This is a genomic window from Pedobacter sp. B4-66, assembly GCF_018492665.1.
In the GTDB taxonomy this organism is placed as follows: Bacteria; Bacteroidota; Bacteroidia; order Sphingobacteriales; family Sphingobacteriaceae; genus Pedobacter.
This window is the reverse complement of the sequence record NZ_JAFVME010000009.1, coordinates 96,211-116,565: the sequence shown is the minus strand read 5'-3', so window position 1 is coordinate 116,565 and position 20,355 is coordinate 96,211. Positions and strand designations below refer to the sequence as shown.

Sequence of the window (20,355 nt, the reverse complement as noted above, 5' to 3'; positions counted from 1 at the left end):
TACAAGCAATGAAAAAAATCGGATTACTATTATTTATATACTTCTTTTCTCTAACAACTTACGGTCAGAAAAATACGATTTGGCAAATAGGAAAACAAGATAATAGTGCTGCTGAATTTGCGCTGGCTCCGGCAGGAAAAGGTAGTTTTCTGGCTGATTTTGGTGGCGAAAATACGGTATTCTCAATTGGTCATTCTACTCCTCAAAAACATTGGCCTTATGTATTGCCTGGTCCACTAGATAGTTGGGCTGGTGGCGGATATTGGTCGGGATTTTATCCACGTCATTTTCCAAGAATAGTATTTAATTTAAAGAATCAGGTTTCAAAAGGCACTGCTAAGCTCATTGTTGATTTTGCTGATGTTAATGCAAATAAACCAACGGTATTGCGAGTAGAAATAAACGGACATCGCCAGGAATTAAACGTATCTGCTGGAAATGGAAAAGCATTAGACGGGAACTATTCTGCTGGTAAACAAAATACTGTATCAGTTGAAATACCGGGAAATTGGTTGAAAAACGGATTAAACATCATTCAGATGGGCATGATATCAGGATCATGGGCTGTTTTTGATGACATTAGAATGGAAGGAGATGAGGATTTGCAAATTCAAGATATTGCATCGTCTTTAATTCTTTCTGCGAAAGCTGCACCATTTGAACTGAAACGAGGTAATAAACGGATTCAGCCCCTGCTTATTGATGTTATTCAAATGGATAAAGAGGAATCTATTAGTGTTTCAATTGGTGGATTACCACCTGTTACAAAAACTGTAGAAAAGGGACATGCTATTCTAGAAATACCTATGCCGGCAGTAGCCAGCTCTACAACAAGTTCTACGCTACCTGTTACTATAAAAGCAGGAAATAAAATTATTTACGCAGGTAATGTAAGTCGTTCTAAACAAGGTCTTCAAACTTATGTAGACTATGTGGATTTGCTTATGGGAACCGGCAACTCAAGATGGATGTTTAAGCCAGGGCCTTCATTGCCGCTTAGTATGGTTCAGATAGCGCCTGATAATCAGGATGAAACCTGGAAAGCAGGATACGAATACACTGTGGATAATATTATGGGCTTTAGTCATTTCTCTGACTGGACGATGTGTGGTTTATTAACGATGCCTACAAGTGGTAAGTTGCAGGTAAATCCGGGTACAGAAAAAAATCCAGATGGTGGTTATCGTTCAAGAATTGATAAAAAATCGGAGTCTGCTTTGATCGGAAAATACAGTGTGTTTATGACAGATACCCGTATTAAAGCTGAAATCACATCAACAAGACGAGCGTCTCTTCAACGTTATACTTTTCCTGCTTTGGATTCAGCAAGAATATTGGTTGATTTATTTACTCCAAATGAATACCCTCATAATCTGAAAGATGCAAAAATCACAAAGGTCACTGGTAACGAAATAGAGGGGTTTGCTACTTACTATAATGCATTTACGGGCTATTCATTAGAACAATTGTACACGGTTCACTTTGTGATGCAGTTTAGTAAACCATTTCAATCTATGGGAGGATGGGTTAATGATAGGGTAAAGCCTGTTACCGGATATATTGGAGAATGGAATCGTACTCATGAGTTTGAATCCGCGCCAGTTATTACGAATGATATAAATACAATACAAGGAAAAGGAGATCTGGGGGTGTTCTTAAATTTTAAAACTAAAGAGGGGGAAGCGATAGAGGTGCGAACAGGAGTTTCGTTAGTTGATTTGGCGGGAGCGAGGAACAATCTTCAGAAAGAAATGATAGAACCTTTCGGTTGGGATTTTGAAAAAGTGGTTCAAAATGCGCGGAAGATATGGAATGAGTATTTGGGACGTGTTCAGATAGAGACAGATGACCATCTGCAAAAAGTGAAATTTTACACTAATTTATATCGTGCAATTGCAGCCAAAGCAATTTGGAGTGATGCTGATGGCAGGTACGTGGATGAAGATGAGAAGATTCGTCAGCTTGAGAATAAAGAAGACTGTATTGTGAGTGGCGAGTACTGGAATACTTTTTGGAATAATCAGCAATTGTTTAATTTGGTTGCCCCTGAGATATCTTCAAAATGGGCACGGTCTGGTATTGAGCTTTACAAGAATAGTGGTTGGTTTAATACTGATCCTGCCGGCATAGAGCATACCGGGGTGATGGTGGCAATGCATGGTGTATCGCAGATACAAGGTGCCTGGCAAAGTGGTATCAGAGATTTTGATCTGAAAACAGCTTATTCAGGCTTCAAAAAAATGCTGACTACTGCTCCTCAAAAATATTCGGGCGGAGGTACTGTCGGTGTCGAGGATATTGAGCCTTATATGAAATATGGATACATCCCGCTAGGTATGGGTTCAGTGTCTAATACGATGGAGTATGCCTATGATGATTGGTGTTTGGGACAGATGGCTTTAGCGTTAAATAAAAAAGAAGACTATACGCATTTTAATAAACGGTCTGAAAACTGGAGAAATATCTTTGATAAAGAATCCGGTTTCGCAAGGCCAAAGGATAAAGAAGGAAATTGGCTGCACCCATTTGACCCTTATCATACACCTGGTTTTGTAGAAGGGAATGCCTTTAATTATACCTGGTTTGTGCCGCATAATCCCAAAGGGCTTATTTTTGAAATGGGTAAGGAGCGATTTGCTGATCGTCTAAATGAGGCAATGGAGAAGTCGGCAGTAGCCAACTTTAATGCTTCTGGAGATGATTTTTCTTCGTTTCCTATTAACCATGGTAATGAGCCGGCGATGGAGGTTGCTTATTTGTTTAATTGGGCAGGGAAACCTTGGCTTACTCAAAAATGGACACGTGCCATACAAGAACAGTATTATGGAACTACACCTTATGATGCCTACCCTGGTGATGAGGATCTAGGTCAAATGAGTAGTTGGTTCATCATTAGCGCTATTGGTTTTTTTCAAATGGATGGAGGATGTTCGGCAAAGCCCATTTATGAAATTGGTAGTCCCAGATATCCGCGTACTACAATTCTATTTAACAATAAATATAACAGAGGGGTGAAATTTACAATTGAAGCTCATAATGCCTCGAAAGAAAATAAATATATTCAATCTGCAAAGTTAAATGGGAAGTTGATACAGGATTTTAAGATTTTGCAAAGTGAAGTTTTTAAAGGAGGAACATTGGTGTTGGAGATGAGTAATAAGCCGAATTCGAAATGGGGTATAGTGAAATGATAAATTAATCAATGATTCCGCCATTTTGGGGTTCAACTTCGGGCAGTCTTTCACCGGCCAATTCCAATAATGTTGTTTCTATCATTAAGCACATTGAATTAAGGGCAAGATCATTTGCTTCGGTTCCAAATGGTTGTTCAATCTCATCAGCAATAGCCTCAAAGGCTACAAATGTATAAGCTATAAAAACAACGATAAGAGGTGTGAGCCATTGTAAACTATCGACTAAACCAAAAGGTAATAGGAAGCAGTATGAATAGACGGTGCGATGTAATAGAACACGATAACTATACGGTATAGGTGTAGATATAATTCTTTCGCAACCACCTACAATATCAGATAGCTTATCCAGATTTTCATCAAATCTGGCTTGCTGAATGGAGTCGATTTTATTATCATTTTTAATGTTCTTTATCCATTCGGCCATGAGTTTCATAAGTATGACTGGTTTAAATTTTGTTGGTGCTATGATTTTAAATTGTTCTTCGCTTAGGCGGGTTTTTAAATCCAGGCTGGCGTCCGTGCCTCTCAGTTGATGTTTTAATGCGTAAGTAAAAGATATCAATAACTGAATAAAATTAGTGGTTGACTTGTTGTCTTCTGCAGTGTTAGGTAGGGTCATAGCTTGACGCGCTAATGATCGGGTGTCATTTAACAAAGCACCCCAAAGTTTTCGACCTTCCCAAAAACGATCATAGCTAACATTATTGCGAAAACCAAGGAACAGTGCAAGTACGAACCCAAATAAAGTTAACGGGACGGGATTGAGGGGTATCTTGAATGAAAAAATGGTTCCTCGAAGCCATACTACACAAATGGATATGATAAGGAGCAAAATTAGTCGGGGGAGAACTGTTGGTAGTACAGATCCATGCCAGATAAAGAGCATTTTAAACCAGTGTTCCTTCTTTCTTATTATCATTTGGAAAATTGTTTACTGTGTAAAGATAAAGCAATTCTATAAATTTTGAATCTACAGTGCTGATCCGAGAGCCTTCAAAAGAGTGGTCTTAAGTGTTTGCTTAATAGGTAATGATTGTATTTAACAATTACTTAACTAGCAGTTAATATGGAGGGTTTGGGTTGCGGCAGTTTGACCAAGTGATCACCTTTCATATGAAACTTTAACTCGTGTAAATATTTAGGATAATTACTAATGAATGAAATGAACAATAAGTAAAAAATTCTTTACTTTTATCATAATATTTATAATATGGTAAAACGCTTATTGATATTAACGCTCATTTTATTCTTCTATCATATTTCTATAGGATTTTCTCAAATTGCTATAGATCCGGTTGCGTCGGGGCCCTATACGCCCGGATCAACTATAGCCGCAACTTTTAGTTTGGGATCTGATTGCTTTCGTCCGGGTAATTCATTTGAGCTTTATCTGGTGTCAGATAACGGAACCGAAAGAAGTATCGGATCCTATAACGGGTTCTACTCTACATTTGTAAATGGGGTTATTCCCGCCACCACACCTACTGGAACAGGATATAAACTTAGGGTAAAATCAACTTCACCTGTGCTTACCTCCTCAGATTCTGGTCCTTTTGAAATAAGAGCAGGAGGAAAAGTAACCGCTGCCTTAAATTCTAGTTCTAAAACGAGCATAAATCCACTAACATTTGGAACTTGCAATACTGATGAGAACACGCCAACGAAAGCATTTTCATTTGACAACGAATCGAGTACAGGAAATGTAACTGTAACTTTCAAGAATGAATTGAATCCTGGAGCAGCACTTCAAACAATAGTTTTTAGTTCTGTTGGAGAAGCAAAATCATATACTGCTTCACTTGCTCATTATACCTTATTTGTAAAAGCAACAATGCTTGACGGATCAATAGGAACTCAAGCATATTTTTTGATTAACAATCTTGCTGTAACTGCATTTCGTACCACCACTGGGAATACTGTATGTTTTCCTGTTGGCACATTTGAGTACGTCGTTGATGCTTCTAATAACGGTATTGGAGTGAATTTTCCGGGTAACATTTATAGGGTAGACTGGGGAGATGGGATGCATAATGACTACACTTATTGTGACATCAAGCAAAACAATGATCGGGTAAGGCATACGTATACAAAGTCTTCCTGTGGCTTGTCTTACCGATCTGGAACCCAAACTGTCTATAATGCTTTTGGTGTAAATGTGGGTGTGATAAGCCCATTTTGTGGTGCCATTGGCTCACCCTTATCTACCCCAGCCAGGGTAGTTTCCAGGCCAGAGAACCTGTTTTCTTTTCCTCCGATAGCATGTGTAGATGACAATATTATTTTTAATAATCGTTCTTTACCCGGAGAAGCAACAAATACCAATTCTTTAGGCTGTGCACCAAATGATGTTAAGTACAATTGGTATGTGGATGATAAACTTATTGCTGAAAATGAACCGCTTACTTATAATTTCGTCCATAAATTTACCACTACAGGAAAGCATAAAATACGTTTGTCATCGATAAGCGAAGGTAATTGCCAGGCCGATGACCTGGAGCAAGAAATTTGTGTACAGGAACGACCAAAGCCAAGTTTTAGTTTACCAGGAGGTAATTTGATTTGTTTAACTTCACCAATACTTATCCCGACAAATACTTCGATTTTAGATGACAAGTCGTGTCCGTCAACACCGGTTTATACCTGGGATGTGGTGCCGGCAGATGGAGTATCTTACGTGCCAGGAACTGATAAATCGAGCGTTACTCCACAGTTTAAATTTTCTAAATCAGGAATATACAATATCACGCTCAGTGTAAAAACTGGAACTTGTTCGGTAAAGACAGAAGCACAGAGGGTTGTTGTTAATGGGGAACCACAAGTAACTTTGTCTGGACCCGCAAAACTTTGCCAGAAGGGTGATCTTGTATTTGGCCCTGATGCGACGGATACTAAAACAGTTATTAGTGGAACAGCCGACGAGCTTTCGGATACCTACACGTGGGAAGTTATAGGAGCCGGTGCCTCTTTCGTGGCTCCGTTTACGGCAAACAGTAAATATCCAAAAATTAATTTTGATAATTTTGGTACCTATACAGTTAAGGTAACTCATAAAAATAACTGTGGTAGCATTACCACTTCACAAGAAATAATATTCACAGCTGCGCCGGTTATAACTATCGTCGCTAGTTCAAACCCAATTTGCTACAAAGCATCTGTAGACCTGATAGGGGATATTTCAGGAAGCTACAAGTCATTCACCTGGGGCAGTGGAACTGATAATAATACTGGTTTTTCAGACCCATCTAGTCTTACTACTACATACAGGCCAAGTAAAAAAGAACACAATGCCGGAAAAGCCACCATATTTTTAACGGTTAATACTGGAGTGCCAGGTGATTGTGCTGAGGTTTTAAAGCAACTAGATATTATCATCCGTCCTGAAAATAAATTAACCAATACAGATGCTACTAAGACCATTTGCACTGGAAACCCAGTAGATTTTATTCCAATATCTACCGTAGTAGGAAGTACATTTAAATGGACGGCAATAAATAGTGATGGTTTGGCTACCGGATACAGTGCAACAGGAACGGGAAATATTACTGATGTGATTACCAATACAAGTCCAACAAACAATGCCGTTGTTGTTTATACGATTATTCCTCAAAAGGATGGATGCGATGGAGAGCCATTTGTTTTAACAGTAACGGTAAATCCGAAACCAATTTTAACTGCCACTGCAACAATGTTAACTATATGTACCGGAAATCCATCTGGCATCACATTGAGTTCAAACTTAGGTAATGGTAGTGCCATGTATATTTGGACAAGCACAGCTACCGGAGTTACAGGCAACACCGATCAGGATACTCCAATATCTGTTACTGCAATTAACGATATATTAACCAATAGCGGGCCAACTGAGGGAAGTGTTACGTATAAGATTACCCCTATATTTAACGGTTGCCCCGGTACGCCAAAAACTGTTGTAGTTAAAGTGCATCCTACAATTACTGTGGCCGATGCAGGTGCTGATCAATCACTTTGTAGTGAGCCTGGCTTTACTTTAAATGGTAATGCACCCGGGGTTAACGAAACAGGTAGGTGGACAGTATCGCCTGCAGGGCCTCAAATTACAGACCCTACGGCTTACAATAGCGCTGTAACCTCGATTATTCCCGGTCAGCAATATGTTTTTACCTGGACAATTACCGCGGTAAGTTTGTGTTCTAGTACTGATGATGTGATTATTGATAACTTAGAGTCTCTTGTAAATACCGTCACCAACCCATCAGGAACAACGGTATGCTCTGGGAAACAGGTTACAATTAATGGCGATGTACCTGTTGGAGGCAAGCCTCCATACATTTACAGATGGGAAGTAAGTACAAACCCAAGTGGTAACTGGTCAACTATTCCTGATGCAACTAGCAAGGATTTGACTTTCACCATTACTGCCAGTTCATCATTCAGGCGTATTGTTTCTGGGGGCGCTTGTGAATCTGTAAGTAATGAGGTAAATCTAATTGCTTTGCCACCGATTGCAGACAATAAAATTGGTACAGACCAAATCATTTGTTCGGGCACCATCCCGGCACCATTAACAGGTTCTAGACCTACGGGTGGTGATAACTTAAATTATACCTATAGCTGGGAACAAAGCACTGACAATGGAGTTAATTGGGTAGAAATACAAGGAGAAATAAAACCAACATATGCTCCAGGTGCTTTAACTGTATCTACAAAGTATAGAAGATTAGCCAGCAGTGGATTATGTTCAGGTAGTTTGGCAAACGTTAGTAGTAGCGTAAACATTACGGTTAAACCAGATGCAATTGCCAGTTTTACATTCACATCTGATAAGGGATGTAAACCATTTAATATTGACGATAAAAATATAAAAGCTGTTGTTGATATAGACCGAAATGATATTTATATCTGGTACGCAAATGAAACAGAAATTGGCAGAGGTGCCCAATTTCCCGGTTATCAAATAACAAACGAAAATGAATCAGTTGTTATAAAGCTGGTAGTAACCAGTAAACAAGGGTGTAAAGCTGATGAAATGTCGCATACATTTTCAACCCGACAAAGCATCACGGCTTCGTTTAAACAGGATAAGTCTGAAGGATGCGGTCCCTTGCAAGTTAATTTTGTAAACACTTCCACCTCTCTTGTTGATGCAGATTTTAAATGGGACTTTGGCAACGGTACAACTTCTTCTTTAGTGATGCCTCCTCCAATCACTTTTCAACCAAATCCGCTAGGAAAAGATACCACTTATGTAACTACCTTAAGTGTTACGTCACCCTGCGGAACCAATGTGTTTACTTCGTCTGTTTTTGTTAAAGCACAGCCGATTGCTGTTTTTTCGCCAGATAAAACGGTTGGCTGCTCGCCAATGAAAGTTACATTTAGTAATACCTCTCCAGGTGGTACAAATACTTATTATTATGATTTCGGGGATGGTACATTTCTTACTAAAACAGATAAGCTACCTGTAGAACATGTTTATGTAACAGGAACAGTAAAAGATTACACTGTGAAAATGCGCGCCGAAAACGAATGTGGTAGTCAGGAAAGTAGCTATACTATTCGGGTTTCTCCTAACACCGTTTTACCGGAGCTGGTGGTTAACAGTACAGAGAAAACGGGTTGTGCACCATTTCTTGTTAATTTTTATAACAATTCTAAAGGGGCGAATTTATTTAAATATGATTTTGGAGACGGAGGAAGCAGAATAACAAGATCAGCACCAGAAGTTGTACAATACACATTTAAAAATCCAGGAGTATATACTGTTGTACTTACTGCTTCAAATGGGTGTTCCGATACTACAACAACAGAGACAATAACTGTGCTTGAGCAACCATTAGTTAGTTTTACCGCAGATAACGAGATAGGTTGTCCGGGGCTTGAGGTAAAATTCAGCAATAAAACAACAGGTGGATTATCCTATTTATGGGATTTTGGTGATGGAACAACTTCTACTGAATTCGAGCCTACGCATGTATATAATGGTTCGCATAGATCTTATACTGTGACACTAACAGCAACAAATAGTTTAGGTTGTCCAAATACACTCGCAAAAAGTGATTATATTAAAATTTTGGAACCTCCTGTTGCACAGTTTTCTGTAGATCCTGGTGTGGTGATCAGCATTCCTTCTTATACATTTAACTTTATTGATGAGAGTACTAATAGCCCTACCCAATGGCTATGGGATTTTGGAGATGGAACAACTTCAATAGATAAAAATCCGAAACATACCTATCCGGATACAGGATTGTACAAAGTAACCTTAAAAGTGATCAATCAGAGTGGCTGCTTTGCAACTACAATTAAAAATGTAAGAATTAACGGAGTACCCGGACATCTATTTGTACCAAACTCCTTTATACCTGGCAGTGAGAGTAACGATCTTAGGTTATTTAAAGCTAAAGGCTCAGGTATTAAATCTTGGAGGATGTCGGTTTTTAACAAATGGGGGCAACTAGTATGGGAAACAACAAAGCTTGAAGAAGGACATCCTCTGGAAGGTTGGGATGGAACATACCGTAATAGTGAATTACCACAATCGGTTTATTATTGGAAAATTGATGTGGAATTCATCAACGGATCACAATGGAAAGGAATGACATACGATAATAGCGCTCCAAAACGAACAGGGCCGGTATATTTAATCAGATAACATGGTAAAGACACTAAAGATTTTGTTGATTTTGCTAACCTTTATAGGTATTAGATATGCTTCTGCACAAGATCATATTTATTCGCAGTTTTTTAACCAGCCTATATATTTAAATCCTTCGCTAACGGGTCAATTTGAAGGGGATATTAGAATGAGCCTTATTTATAGAAATCAATGGTCTGGCTTAACTGGTGATCTATCCTATATTTCGGCGTCTGCCGATTTAAATATTGCTAATTTTCCGGGTGGAGTAGGATTGATTTTTAATCGCTCCAGTGAGGGTACTGCATATTTAGTTAAAAACAATGCGGCAGCTACGTATTCATATAGTGTTGGTGGAGATGATTTTGTTTTGTCTTTTGGTATACAAGCTGGTTTTACCAATAGAAGCATAGATTGGAATAAGCTGGTTTTTTCTGATCAGATCGATCCTCGTTTAGGGTATGTTCCCGGGACGATTTCTGCTGCCAAACTGCCTGATATTTCCAATAAGTTTTTCTTTGACGCAGCAACAGGTGCAAATCTTGTTTACCGTAATTTTATGCTAGGTACTGCAGTACACCATATCAACAGACCTGATGAATCCTTTAGTGGAACACAGGCCAAGCTTCCAATGAGAATTACTGTAAATGCCAGTTTTAAAATTCCCTTGACTCAGTATTTTGATTATAATCAAAGCGAAGGCGCTTCTATAATTCCTTCCGTAGTATACTATAGGCAGGCAAGCAGTACCAATTTAAGTATGGGAGCTCAATTTAAATACAAAGGTCTTAATACAGGTCTTTGGTATAGAACCGGGCCACAAAACGGGCCCGATGCAGTTGTTCTCTCTTTGATTTTTGATCTTTTTAAAGGTAATCGGAATGGGGAAAAGCTAAGATTAGGAATAAGCCATGACGCCACGATTTCAAAAATTAATTATACCAATACAAGCGGTACTACTGAGGCAAGTATTGGATACCAAAAATATTTTCCAAATAGCTCCGGTTACAACTATTTTAATGGGTTAAGGTGCTACGATTTCTATTAGACCTTCTATATCGGGTTTAGAATCTTGTTGTTAGATAAAATGATATAGGAACACTACATTGCCAGTGTAAGCCGGTTTTGGCTGGTCTTTAATAACAAGGGTAGCCTCAATAGTAACTTTTGTAACTCCCCTTAAATTTGCTATAGAATTAAGCTTGGCTTTTAGTTGAACCTCACTGTCTACCAGTACTGCCTGACCAAATTTGAAATTCTCTATGCCATAGTTTATTTCCATTTTAATGTTTCGAACATCTGCAATTTGCTTCCATAAATATGGAATTAGTGATAAGGTTAAATACCCATGTGCAATAGTCGTTTTAAAAGGTCCTTCACTTTTAGCTTTTTCTTCATCTACATGAATCCATTGATGATCCAATGTCGCATCAGCGAATTTATTAATCTGTTGTTGATCTATTTTATGCCAATTAGAAACGCCTAATTCTTTACCTAAATGCGATTGATACTCTTCGAAGTTATTGATTATTAACATATATCTATTAAGGACTGTTTTATAATGATCCTTCATGAACAAAACTTGCACTGCACATGATTATGAAGAACATCTTATCCCTTTCAGTGTAACAATATAGCAATTTTGTATAAAGTAGGATGAATAAAGATTAAATATTGATATGGTGTTATGGAATAGCTGTGTATTGATCATCATGAGTAAAACTAAAACTTACTCAATTGAAAAGAAATCTATTTACCATCCTCTTAATTTTAACAGTATTAACTTCGTCCGGACAACATTTGGTAAAAGGAAAAGTAATCGATGAAAACAGCCAACCGGTAGTTTCTGCCAGCATCGTTCTTCAGCAGAAATCAGACAAATCCATTTTGCAGACTAGCATTACAGATAGTACTGGTCTTTTTTTAATTAACGCAAAGCAAGCATTACAACGTGAGCTAATCATTAGCGCCATTGGTTTTGAATCTACATCTATAGATTTATCTGATGCCCTAAATCAAGATACGGCTTTGCTTATTAGGTTAACTAATGAGGGTAAACAGTTAAAGCAAGTAAGTATCTATTCTAAGGCTCCACTTATAGAACGTAAAACAGACCGGATTTTGTTTAACGTAGAAAATAGCTTGTCGGCTATCGGCGGAGATGGGGTGGATGCATTAAGTAAAGCACCTGGTGTTCGTGTAAATGATGAAGGGGTTAATATTGTTGGAAAAAATAATGTTAAAATCATGGTAAATGATAGGCTTTTGCAGCTTTCAGGTGTCGATTTGATTAACTATGTGAAGTCCATTCCGTCTGCCAATATTAAAAGAATTGAAATAATTACTAATCCTTCCGCACGTTATGAAGCAGACGGAAACTCTGGCCTAATTAATATTGTTTTAAAGAAGAATCTATCACAAGGCTTTAATGGTTTAATTAACACCGGTGTTGTTTTATCCAGCCGATACTTGGTTGGATTAACAGGGGTTTTTAATTACAACCTTGACAAGCTTCATATTAGCATCAACCTGACTGGGGTTTATTCTGAATCGTCTTTAAACGCAACTACTGAGTTCTCTACACCAAAGAATTTATGGGAGAGACAGTCGACAAGCCTAATGAAATGGAAAGGAATGAGAGGGGATGTACGGGTAGATTATGATTTAAGTGAAAAAACAACTGTGGGGGTTAAATACATGCAGGGGGTACGTGATTATAAGATTGATTTGCATGAAAACGGGAGGTTTTATACCCAAACTGGTCGTCGTTTAGACTCTACTTTGCTTAATATTGGCAAAGATAAATTGGAGTACACCCTTAGGAATGTTGAAATTTATTTAGACCATAAAATTGATACATCTGGTAAAAAGATAGAATTTGCTTCTAACTATTTTAGATATGGAATGGACGATGATAACCGGTTTCAAAGTAGTAGCTATAATGATCAGCATGAATTGTTGAATAGCTATAAGCCGGTTGGATTGTCAGAAAATGAGTATATAGATATATTTACAAATAAGCTGGATTTAACTTTGCCGTATAAATTTGCCAATCTGGAACTTGGGGCTAAACTTTCCACTATTAAAAGTAAAAACAATTTGATGTATGAGAAAACATTTAGCATAGGTACTCTTAATAACAATGTATTTGATTATTCAGAAAACACACAGTCTTTATATGCCAGTGCAGATAAGGAATTCAGTAAGTGGAGCGTAAAATTAGGTTTAAGATTAGAAACTACTCAAACTAGAGGCAATTCTTCGGTGCAAACAGAGGCAGCAAAAAATAATTACTTCGAGTTGTTCCCTACTTTTTACCTGCAGCGCACTTTGAATGAAAACAATATTTTATCTTTTACATATGGTAGAAGAATTAATCGCCCTGATTACAGTTTACTTAATCCAGCTCGGTTATATAGTGCTATTAATGTCTACGAAGAGGGAAATCCTTATCTGGAGCCATCCTTTAGTAACAACTTTGAGTTGAATTACAATTATAAAGATTGGTTGAGTACCTCTGTTTACTCTAATTTTGTTTCTAATGGATTTAGTTCACTTGACTTTTTTGATACAGAAAACAACATTCAATCTCAGGTAATACGGAATTATGCTAATTCTGTTGCCATAGGCTTGAGTGAAACTATCACATTCAATAAAGTGAGCTGGTGGGAGAATAACAATCAGTTTAATATTTATTTAAACAGGTCTAAATCAAATGGGGCAATTGCTGAAGGAACCTTAAAGCAATTGAGTGGATATGTTTCTACCAATAATACTTTTACTTTAAATGCCAAGAAAACGTTAATGGCTAATGCTACTTTTTGGTATCAGTTTCCTGAGGTATATAATCGCTTGATCAGTGAGGCCTACTATGCTGCCGATTTAAGTTTTAGGGCAATGGTAATGGACAGGAAATTAACCCTTGTAGTTAATGTATCGGATGTTTTTAAAACAAGTCAGCAAAAATATAAAGGCATTGTTAATGGAGTCAATCAGTTTAGTACACAATATAACGACAATAGAAAAGCAAGAATCACTATTCTTTACCGTTTTGGAAATGGTAAAGGAAATAAAGCTGCTAGAAATACGGATGATAGTGAAACTAGTAGGGTGAAACAGGGGATTTAACAACTACTTACGTTTGCTTTATGCATACTGCCTTCAACTTTTGGATTTTTTCAGTAACATCTTTTGCTGAATGGAGTATGCATTTTATTTCGCCAGAGTCGTCTTTGATAGCGCGGTAAGTGTACGCGTGTATCAGAAATAATAGGGATGAGAGGTATTTAGATTTACTATATTCGTTTTCTCAGTAGAATTTGATGAGAATAGTAATTTAGAACAATAAGATAAAGTTAAATGTACCGTAGTATTAATGATTTTTTAGCCGATTGGAAATATGAATCTGAAGCCACAATTAAGATTTTTTCCTTGATTACATCAGAAACTAGTAAAGAGAGAATTCATGAGAATGTACGTTCTTTACAAAGGCTTGCCTGGCATCTAACTCAAACGATCACAGAGATGGGAACTCGTGCTGGTTTACTGGATCAGGATGCTTTAGAACATGAACAAGCACCAGAGAGTATGGAAGCCTTGGTAGAGGCTTATAGTAATTACAGCATATTGCTTAGCAGGGCAGTTCAATTAAGATGGACAGATTCATCTTTAGTGGAAAAGGTGCCAATGTATGGCGATTCCTGGGAGAAAGGTAAAATATTAAGGATACTGGTTGCCCATCAGAGCCATCACCGTGGTCAAATGACGGTGATAATGCGTATGCTTGGATTGCCTGTTCCGGGTTTGTATGGTCCTTCTAAAGAAGAGTGGGCTGAAATGGGTATGCCTGCCATGGATTAAGCAGAGAACGTTTCTAAATTGAAATGATCTTTCCTTGTCTATCTACTTTGTTTTAGCTTTGACCAAAATTAAGAATACATGACAAAGACGAAACTTACAATTAATAATAACGGGTCGGTGAAGATAGAAGGCGATTTTGAGATCGTCGACAGAAATGGTGAAGTGTACGGATTACAAGGTAGAACTACATTATCAATTTGTCGCTGCGGGCTTTCAAAAAATAAACCGTTTTGCGATGGTTCACATAATGGCCATTTTGAACATGAGGCCGTTGCTTTTGATCTTCCTCCTAAAAAGGTTTAATCAACTAATTAAAGTATAATAAGAGGGATTCAGTATAACTGAAATCCCTTTTTTTGTGAGCATCCATGTACAGGATGGTTCGTGACAGTGGGGGATATGGAATCGATATATTTGTTTTACAAATACGAAACCGAATATTAGCCCTTAAATGTATAAAGCCAAATTTGTATTAACAGTACTTTGCAGTTGTGCTATCGGGTTAACGTCCCTTGCCCAGCGAAACAATTTATGGAATGAATTCAAAAATCCATCTACTCTTCATAAACCTATGCCATTCTGGCATTTAAACGGTCAGTTGACTACACAAGAAATTAACCGTCAGGTTGCTGATGCAGCAAAAAGCGGATTTGGCGGTGTAGCTGTTTTGCCAGTAACTGAAGGGGCACAACACCCTACTGGACTACCTTCTCCGGGGATGAGCCCTACATACCTGACTGAAGAGTATTTTAGTCGTTATCAGGATATATTAAAGGCCGCAAAATTTAATGGCATTAAGGTTATTCTTTATGATGATGTAGATTTTCCGAGTGGCTCTGCAGGTGGAGCATTGCAACAAAAATACCCAGAAGCAACGCGTAAAATACTTGAAAAAACAGATACCACAATAACAGGCTCCACGCAAATAGTACTTTCATTACCAAAGGGAGTTGCAATGGCTACAGTAGCCATGAATGTGCGAAGCAAGGAAAGAATAAACCTCTCTGCAATGGTAAAAGAAGATAAACTGACTTGGAATGTACCTGAAGGTAGTTGGAAGATTATGTTTTTTACCTGTAAATTAAATGTAGATAAGATTGTTGACTACATGGATCCTGATGCTGTCCATAAATTTGTGAACTTAACTTATGATCAGTATGCTGGCAGATTCAATAATTATTTCGGCAATGTAATTCAGCAAACCTTCTATGATGATGTTGGTTATGTTACTATAGAACGTGCCTGGACCTTGGGCTTCAATAAGAAATTTCAAGAAATATATGGCCAAGACCCCTCAGTGTTTTATCCGGCTTTATGGGAGGATATTGGACCAGAAACAGAAGCTGCACGAATAGCTTTATTCAATACACGTGCAGAATTACTGGCTGAAGGCTTTCCTAAGATTATAGGTGAATGGGCAAATAAACATGGCTTAAAAACCTCGGGGCATCCTCCCGGTAACTACGAAATTCAGCCGGTAGATATGAATTTAGACATTTTTAAATTCTATAGATACAATCATATTCCTACTATGGATGCCATCTTTTATCAGGGGCACGGAAGGGCTGGGTATAAATTGGTTAGCTCAGCGGCCGCGGCCTATGACAGACCAGAAGTAGCCGCAGAGATCTACGGAGCCTTTTTGGAAGATAAGTTTGATCTGAAAATGATGTATCGCACTGCGATGGAAATCTTTGTAAGGGGTGTCAATACACTCATTCCTCATGGAATGTGGTATGATGTAAAGCCTCAGTCTGTTCGAATACCACCGCTAATTTCACCTTATAGCACTAAAATAGCTCCGGGACTTAAGGATTATAATGATTTTGCAGCAAGAACAGGTACTTTATTGCGTGGTGGGCAGGATGTTTCAGAGATTGGGATTATCTATCCTATAGCCGCTTTGGAGGGGTTTTATCATTTTCAGGCAAAGGACAATCCAGGCTGGGGGAAATTTGCACCACCGAAAACAGACTATCTAAACCTAAGCGATATACTGACCAATCAGGTTCATCGTGATTTTACTTTTATTCATCCTGAACTATTTGCTGGTAATCAATATCAGATTAAAGGTGATAAAATCGAGTTGAACAATAAAGTTAATCAACAAAAATATAGTGTTATCATATTACCCTCAGGCAAAGTAACTTCTTATTATGCACTAAAGAAAATAAAGGAATTTTACGATCAGGGAGGAAAGATAATTGCTACAGGTATTCTGCCAAGTAAATCTGCAGAGTTTGGTATGGATTCGTTAGTAGTGAAAATGGTGAGGGAAGTATTCGGGTCTGATTATAAAAAAACAGGTAACCCAAATATTCAAACCAATCCAAAGCGTGGAATGGCCTTGTTTATTCCTGAAATAAATGATAAAAATATCTCAGATGCTTTTGCGGAAATGGGTATTGCTCCAGACGTAAAATGGGAAAATAACCTCCAGCCAAATAATGGTAATGGAGCGCTGTCTTACCTTCACAAGGTTAAAGATCATAGGAATATCTATTATTTTGCAAACTCTTCTGACGAGGTTATAAATACTAAGGTAACATTAAGAGGTAAAATTGTTCCAGAGATATGGGATCCTTATACCGGTAAAAAAATGAGCGCTACAGCAGTTGCTCATATCAAACATAAGGGGTTAGATTATACAGAGTTATCCTTGTCACTACAAGCGGTAAAGAGTGTTTTTATACTAGAAAAGAAGTAACATTAATGATATATTAAAATCAAATTTCCATCATCAGATTATTCTGCCAATATTTATAAGAATTAATTTTCCTTTAAGAACTATCCCTCTGTTAATATGTTGTTTATGAAAAGAGTATCCCTTCAGTTATTGTTCTTGGTTGTTTGTTTTAATGCATTCTCGCAGAGAACCATTACTAAATATTTGTCAGGAACAGATAAGGACCATACTGTACAGTGGGATTTTTATTGTACAGAAGGAAGAAAAAGTGGCAACTGGACAAAAATAGCAGTTCCCTCGAATTGGGAATTACAAGGTTTTGGCGCCTATAATTATGGCCACGATAAAGTAAAAGCCAATGAGCAAGGTATTTATAAACATGAATTTTTATTAGATAATGTAAAGGCTAAAAAAGTATTGATCATTTTTGAGGGAGTTATGACCGATACTAAAGTGATGGTTAATGGTCAACAAGCCGGTCCAATACATCAAGGTGGTTTTTATCGTTTTAAATATGATATTACTGCTTTAATTAAATCCAATGGAAAAAATCTGTTAGAGGTTACGGTTAGCAAAAACTCAGAAAATGGTTCCGTTAACAATGCAGAGCGTAAAAGCGACTTCTGGATATTCGGGGGTATTTTCAGACCGGTTTATTTGGAGATAGTTCCTGAAACCTTTATTGATAGAATGGCTATAGACGCTAAAGCAGACGGTTCTTTTCTGGCAGAGGTTTATACTCAGAACTTAAAAGGTGATGAAGTTATCCAAGGTCAGGTACAAAAGATAAATGGAGAAAATGTAGGTAAACCTTTTACTATTAAAGCAAATACAGCGGCAGAACATTTAGAGCTAAAAACTAACCTTGCTAACCCGTTGTTATGGAGTGCCGAATTTCCAAACTTATATCAGGTAGTTGTTAGTATAAAAAATAAAGAAGGCATCATTCATCAGGTTAAACAGAAGTTTGGCTTCCGCACCGTTGAGTTAAGAAGAAACGATGGGTTTTATGTAAATGGAGCAAAGATAGTGATGAAGGGAAGTAATCGTCATAGCTTTTGGCCTGAAACAGGACGTACGCTGAGTAATGATATTCACTTATTAGATGTTCAGCTGATGAAGCAGATGAACATGAATGCGGTACGTATGTCGCATTATCCACCAGATGCTGATTTTCTGAATGTATGTGATTCCTTAGGTTTATATGTTTTAGATGAATTAACTGGTTGGCAGGCAAAATATGATACCGTGGTTGGTCGTAAATTGGTTAAGGAATTAGTGATACGTGATGTAAATCATCCTTCCGTTGTGATGTGGGACAATGGTAACGAGGGTGGCTGGAACAGAGGCTTAGATAATGATTATGCTTTATACGATCCTCAAAAACGTACTGTTATACATCCCTGGGAAAAGTTTAATGGTACCAATACCAAGCACTATCCTGATTACGATTATATAGTTAAATCGGTAGCTACCGAGGAAGACGTTTTCTTTCCTACAGAGTTTATGCATGGGCTTTATGACGGTGGGGCAGGGGCTGCACTTGATGATTTTTGGAGCATGATGATGAAACATCCCCACAATGCAGGTGGCTTTATCTGGGCATTTTTAGATGAAGCTGTTATTCGTACCGATAAAAATGGGGTGTATGATTCTGATGGGAATCATGGAGCTGATGGCATTGTTGGTCCACATCGGGAAAAGGAGGCCAGCTTTTATACCATTAAAGAAATTTGGTCGCCAGTATACATAGATCCTAAACCTATTGATAAGAGCTTTAACGGAAAAATACCTGTTGAAAATAGCTATTCCTTTACCAATCTAAACCAATGTACATTCAAGTGGAAGTTAGTTAAATTTCCATTGGCAAATAATAAAGATAGATCTGCAATTGTAAAAGCATCAGGTATACCAAGGGCTCTTAATCTTAAACCAGGTGAAAAGGGCACACTAAACTTAGCTTTACCTCCAACTTGGTCAAAGAATGATGCGCTTTATCTTACTGCATATGGCCCAGATAAGAATGAAATATTTACCTGGAGTTGGTCTATCACTTCGCCAGCTGAACATGCTAAGAATAGCTTATTCTATGGCAAAAATTTCCCCTATTCTACTTCAGAAACAACTGATCAATTGGTAATTAAATCAATGCATAAAAGTTTCTATTTCGACAAGCGTACGGGTTATATTCAAAAAGTGATTACAAACGATAAGACTATATCTTTATCTGGCGGACCGGTTCTAGCCGGGGTAAATACATCATTAAAAAGTTTCAGTCACAAGAAATCTAATGGCGATGTAATTGTGGAGGCCGTATATGAAGGTGAAGGCGCTCTTACGGCCAAGTGGACATTCAATTCGGAGCTCCCAGTCAGACTTGATTATAGCTATAGTCAGACCGGAGAAGTTGATTTTACGGGTATCACTTTTAATTACCCCGAAGAGAAGATTACTGGAATGAAATGGCTAGGCAGAGGACCCTATAAAGTCTGGAAAAATAGGTTAAAGGGGCAGCAATTTGGCGTTTGGCATAAAGCATATAACAATGCAATTACTGGTGAGACTTTTGGCTATCCAGAGTTTAAAGGTTACCATGCAGAGGTGAATTGGGTGGTGATAGAGAACAAAGAATCACCATTTACTGTTTACACAACTGATAAAAATATGTATTTGCAAATGCTACATCCGACAAGGGAGAAAGATGCACTTAAAAATAATAATGTTGAGCCTGCTTTTCCTGAAGGAAGCATAGGATTCTTAAATACAATTAGTCCTATAGGTACTAAATTTCAAGCTGCGGAAGTGATGGGGCCTCAAAGCAAGAAACATCAGGCCAATGGAGAATTGATTAAAGGAACATTGTGGCTTGATTTCGTTCACTAAGTCCAAATATCTATTCTTGTTCAGTACATGTGGGAGGGTATAGCTCCCACATGCTATTCTTATGCCTGCTTAAGAGGTATTCTGAAATAAATTCAGAATATCGATAGTGCTAATAGAAT

General features: G+C 37.8%; 10 protein-coding genes. 8 read left to right on the top strand and 2 right to left on the bottom strand.

Translation table 11 applies throughout. The annotated features are described in order from the left end of the window. The first annotated feature begins 8 nt into the window (after positions 1 to 8). Positions 9 to 3,191 carry a GH92 family glycosyl hydrolase gene (locus tag J1905_RS15455; RefSeq protein WP_214228207.1) on the top strand — a complete coding sequence of 1,061 codons (3,183 nt, stop codon included), beginning with the start codon at positions 9 to 11 and terminating at the stop codon, positions 3,189 to 3,191. A gap of 4 nt (positions 3,192 to 3,195) precedes the next feature. Here the strand turns inward: J1905_RS15455 and J1905_RS15450 are convergent, their stop codons facing one another. Beyond that, complete coding sequence (locus J1905_RS15450) at positions 3,196 to 4,113, bottom strand: bestrophin family protein (RefSeq protein WP_214228206.1); 918 nt, start codon at positions 4,111 to 4,113, stop codon at positions 3,196 to 3,198. A gap of 291 nt (positions 4,114 to 4,404) precedes the next feature. Between J1905_RS15450 and J1905_RS15445 the strand changes: the two genes are divergently transcribed. Continuing rightward, positions 4,405 to 9,825, top strand: a complete 5,421-nt coding sequence (locus J1905_RS15445; protein WP_214228205.1) for a PKD domain-containing protein — start codon at positions 4,405 to 4,407, stop codon at positions 9,823 to 9,825. 1 nt (position 9,826) lies between these two features. Further along, entirely contained in the window at positions 9,827 to 10,855 is a 1,029-nt protein-coding gene (locus J1905_RS15440) for a PorP/SprF family type IX secretion system membrane protein (RefSeq protein WP_214228204.1), read from the top strand. Positions 10,856 to 10,885: 30 nt separating this feature from the next. Here J1905_RS15440 and J1905_RS15435 read toward each other — a convergent pair whose 3' ends face one another. After that, positions 10,886 to 11,344 (bottom strand): MaoC family dehydratase, encoded by a 459-nt coding sequence (locus J1905_RS15435; protein ID WP_214228203.1) that lies wholly within the window; start codon positions 11,342 to 11,344, stop codon positions 10,886 to 10,888. 200 nt (positions 11,345 to 11,544) lie between these two features. Between J1905_RS15435 and J1905_RS15430 the strand changes: the two genes are divergently transcribed. The 5 genes from J1905_RS15430 to J1905_RS15410 all read left to right on the top strand — a co-directional run bounded on the left by J1905_RS15430 (position 11,545) and on the right by J1905_RS15410 (position 20,236). After that, complete coding sequence (locus J1905_RS15430; protein ID WP_214228202.1) at positions 11,545 to 13,935, top strand: TonB-dependent receptor; 2,391 nt, start codon at positions 11,545 to 11,547, stop codon at positions 13,933 to 13,935. A gap of 231 nt (positions 13,936 to 14,166) precedes the next feature. Then, on the top strand, positions 14,167 to 14,667 hold the full coding sequence (locus J1905_RS15425; RefSeq protein ID WP_214228201.1) for a DinB family protein: 501 nt from the start codon (positions 14,167 to 14,169) through the stop codon (positions 14,665 to 14,667). Between the two features lie 78 nt (positions 14,668 to 14,745). Further along, the gene (locus J1905_RS15420; RefSeq protein WP_214228200.1) at positions 14,746 to 14,970 is read left to right on the top strand and encodes a CDGSH iron-sulfur domain-containing protein; all 225 of its coding nucleotides are present in this window, start codon (positions 14,746 to 14,748) and stop codon (positions 14,968 to 14,970) included. A 148-nt stretch (positions 14,971 to 15,118) separates the two neighbouring features. Further along, positions 15,119 to 17,374, top strand: coding sequence for a glycosyl hydrolase (locus J1905_RS15415; protein ID WP_214228199.1), 2,256 nt, complete (start codon positions 15,119 to 15,121; stop codon positions 17,372 to 17,374). 105 nt (positions 17,375 to 17,479) lie between these two features. Then, positions 17,480 to 20,236 (top strand): glycoside hydrolase family 2 TIM barrel-domain containing protein, encoded by a 2,757-nt coding sequence (locus J1905_RS15410; RefSeq protein ID WP_214228198.1) that lies wholly within the window; start codon positions 17,480 to 17,482, stop codon positions 20,234 to 20,236. Positions 20,237 to 20,355 lie beyond the last annotated feature (119 nt).

Coding starts and splice junctions, on each gene's coding strand:
- J1905_RS15415 (WP_214228199.1), top strand. CDS start 15,119: ATGTATAAAGCCAAATTTGTATTAACAGTACTTTGCAGTTGTGCTATC.
- J1905_RS15435 (WP_214228203.1), bottom strand. CDS start 11,344: ATGTTAATAATCAATAACTTCGAAGAGTATCAATCGCATTTAGGTAAA.
- J1905_RS15425 (WP_214228201.1), top strand. CDS start 14,167: ATGTACCGTAGTATTAATGATTTTTTAGCCGATTGGAAATATGAATCT.
- J1905_RS15420 (WP_214228200.1), top strand. CDS start 14,746: ATGACAAAGACGAAACTTACAATTAATAATAACGGGTCGGTGAAGATA.
- J1905_RS15450 (WP_214228206.1), bottom strand. CDS start 4,113: ATGATAATAAGAAAGAAGGAACACTGGTTTAAAATGCTCTTTATCTGG.
- J1905_RS15410 (WP_214228198.1), top strand. CDS start 17,480: ATGAAAAGAGTATCCCTTCAGTTATTGTTCTTGGTTGTTTGTTTTAAT.
- J1905_RS15455 (WP_214228207.1), top strand. CDS start 9: ATGAAAAAAATCGGATTACTATTATTTATATACTTCTTTTCTCTAACA.
- J1905_RS15445 (WP_214228205.1), top strand. CDS start 4,405: ATGGTAAAACGCTTATTGATATTAACGCTCATTTTATTCTTCTATCAT.
- J1905_RS15440 (WP_214228204.1), top strand. CDS start 9,827: ATGGTAAAGACACTAAAGATTTTGTTGATTTTGCTAACCTTTATAGGT.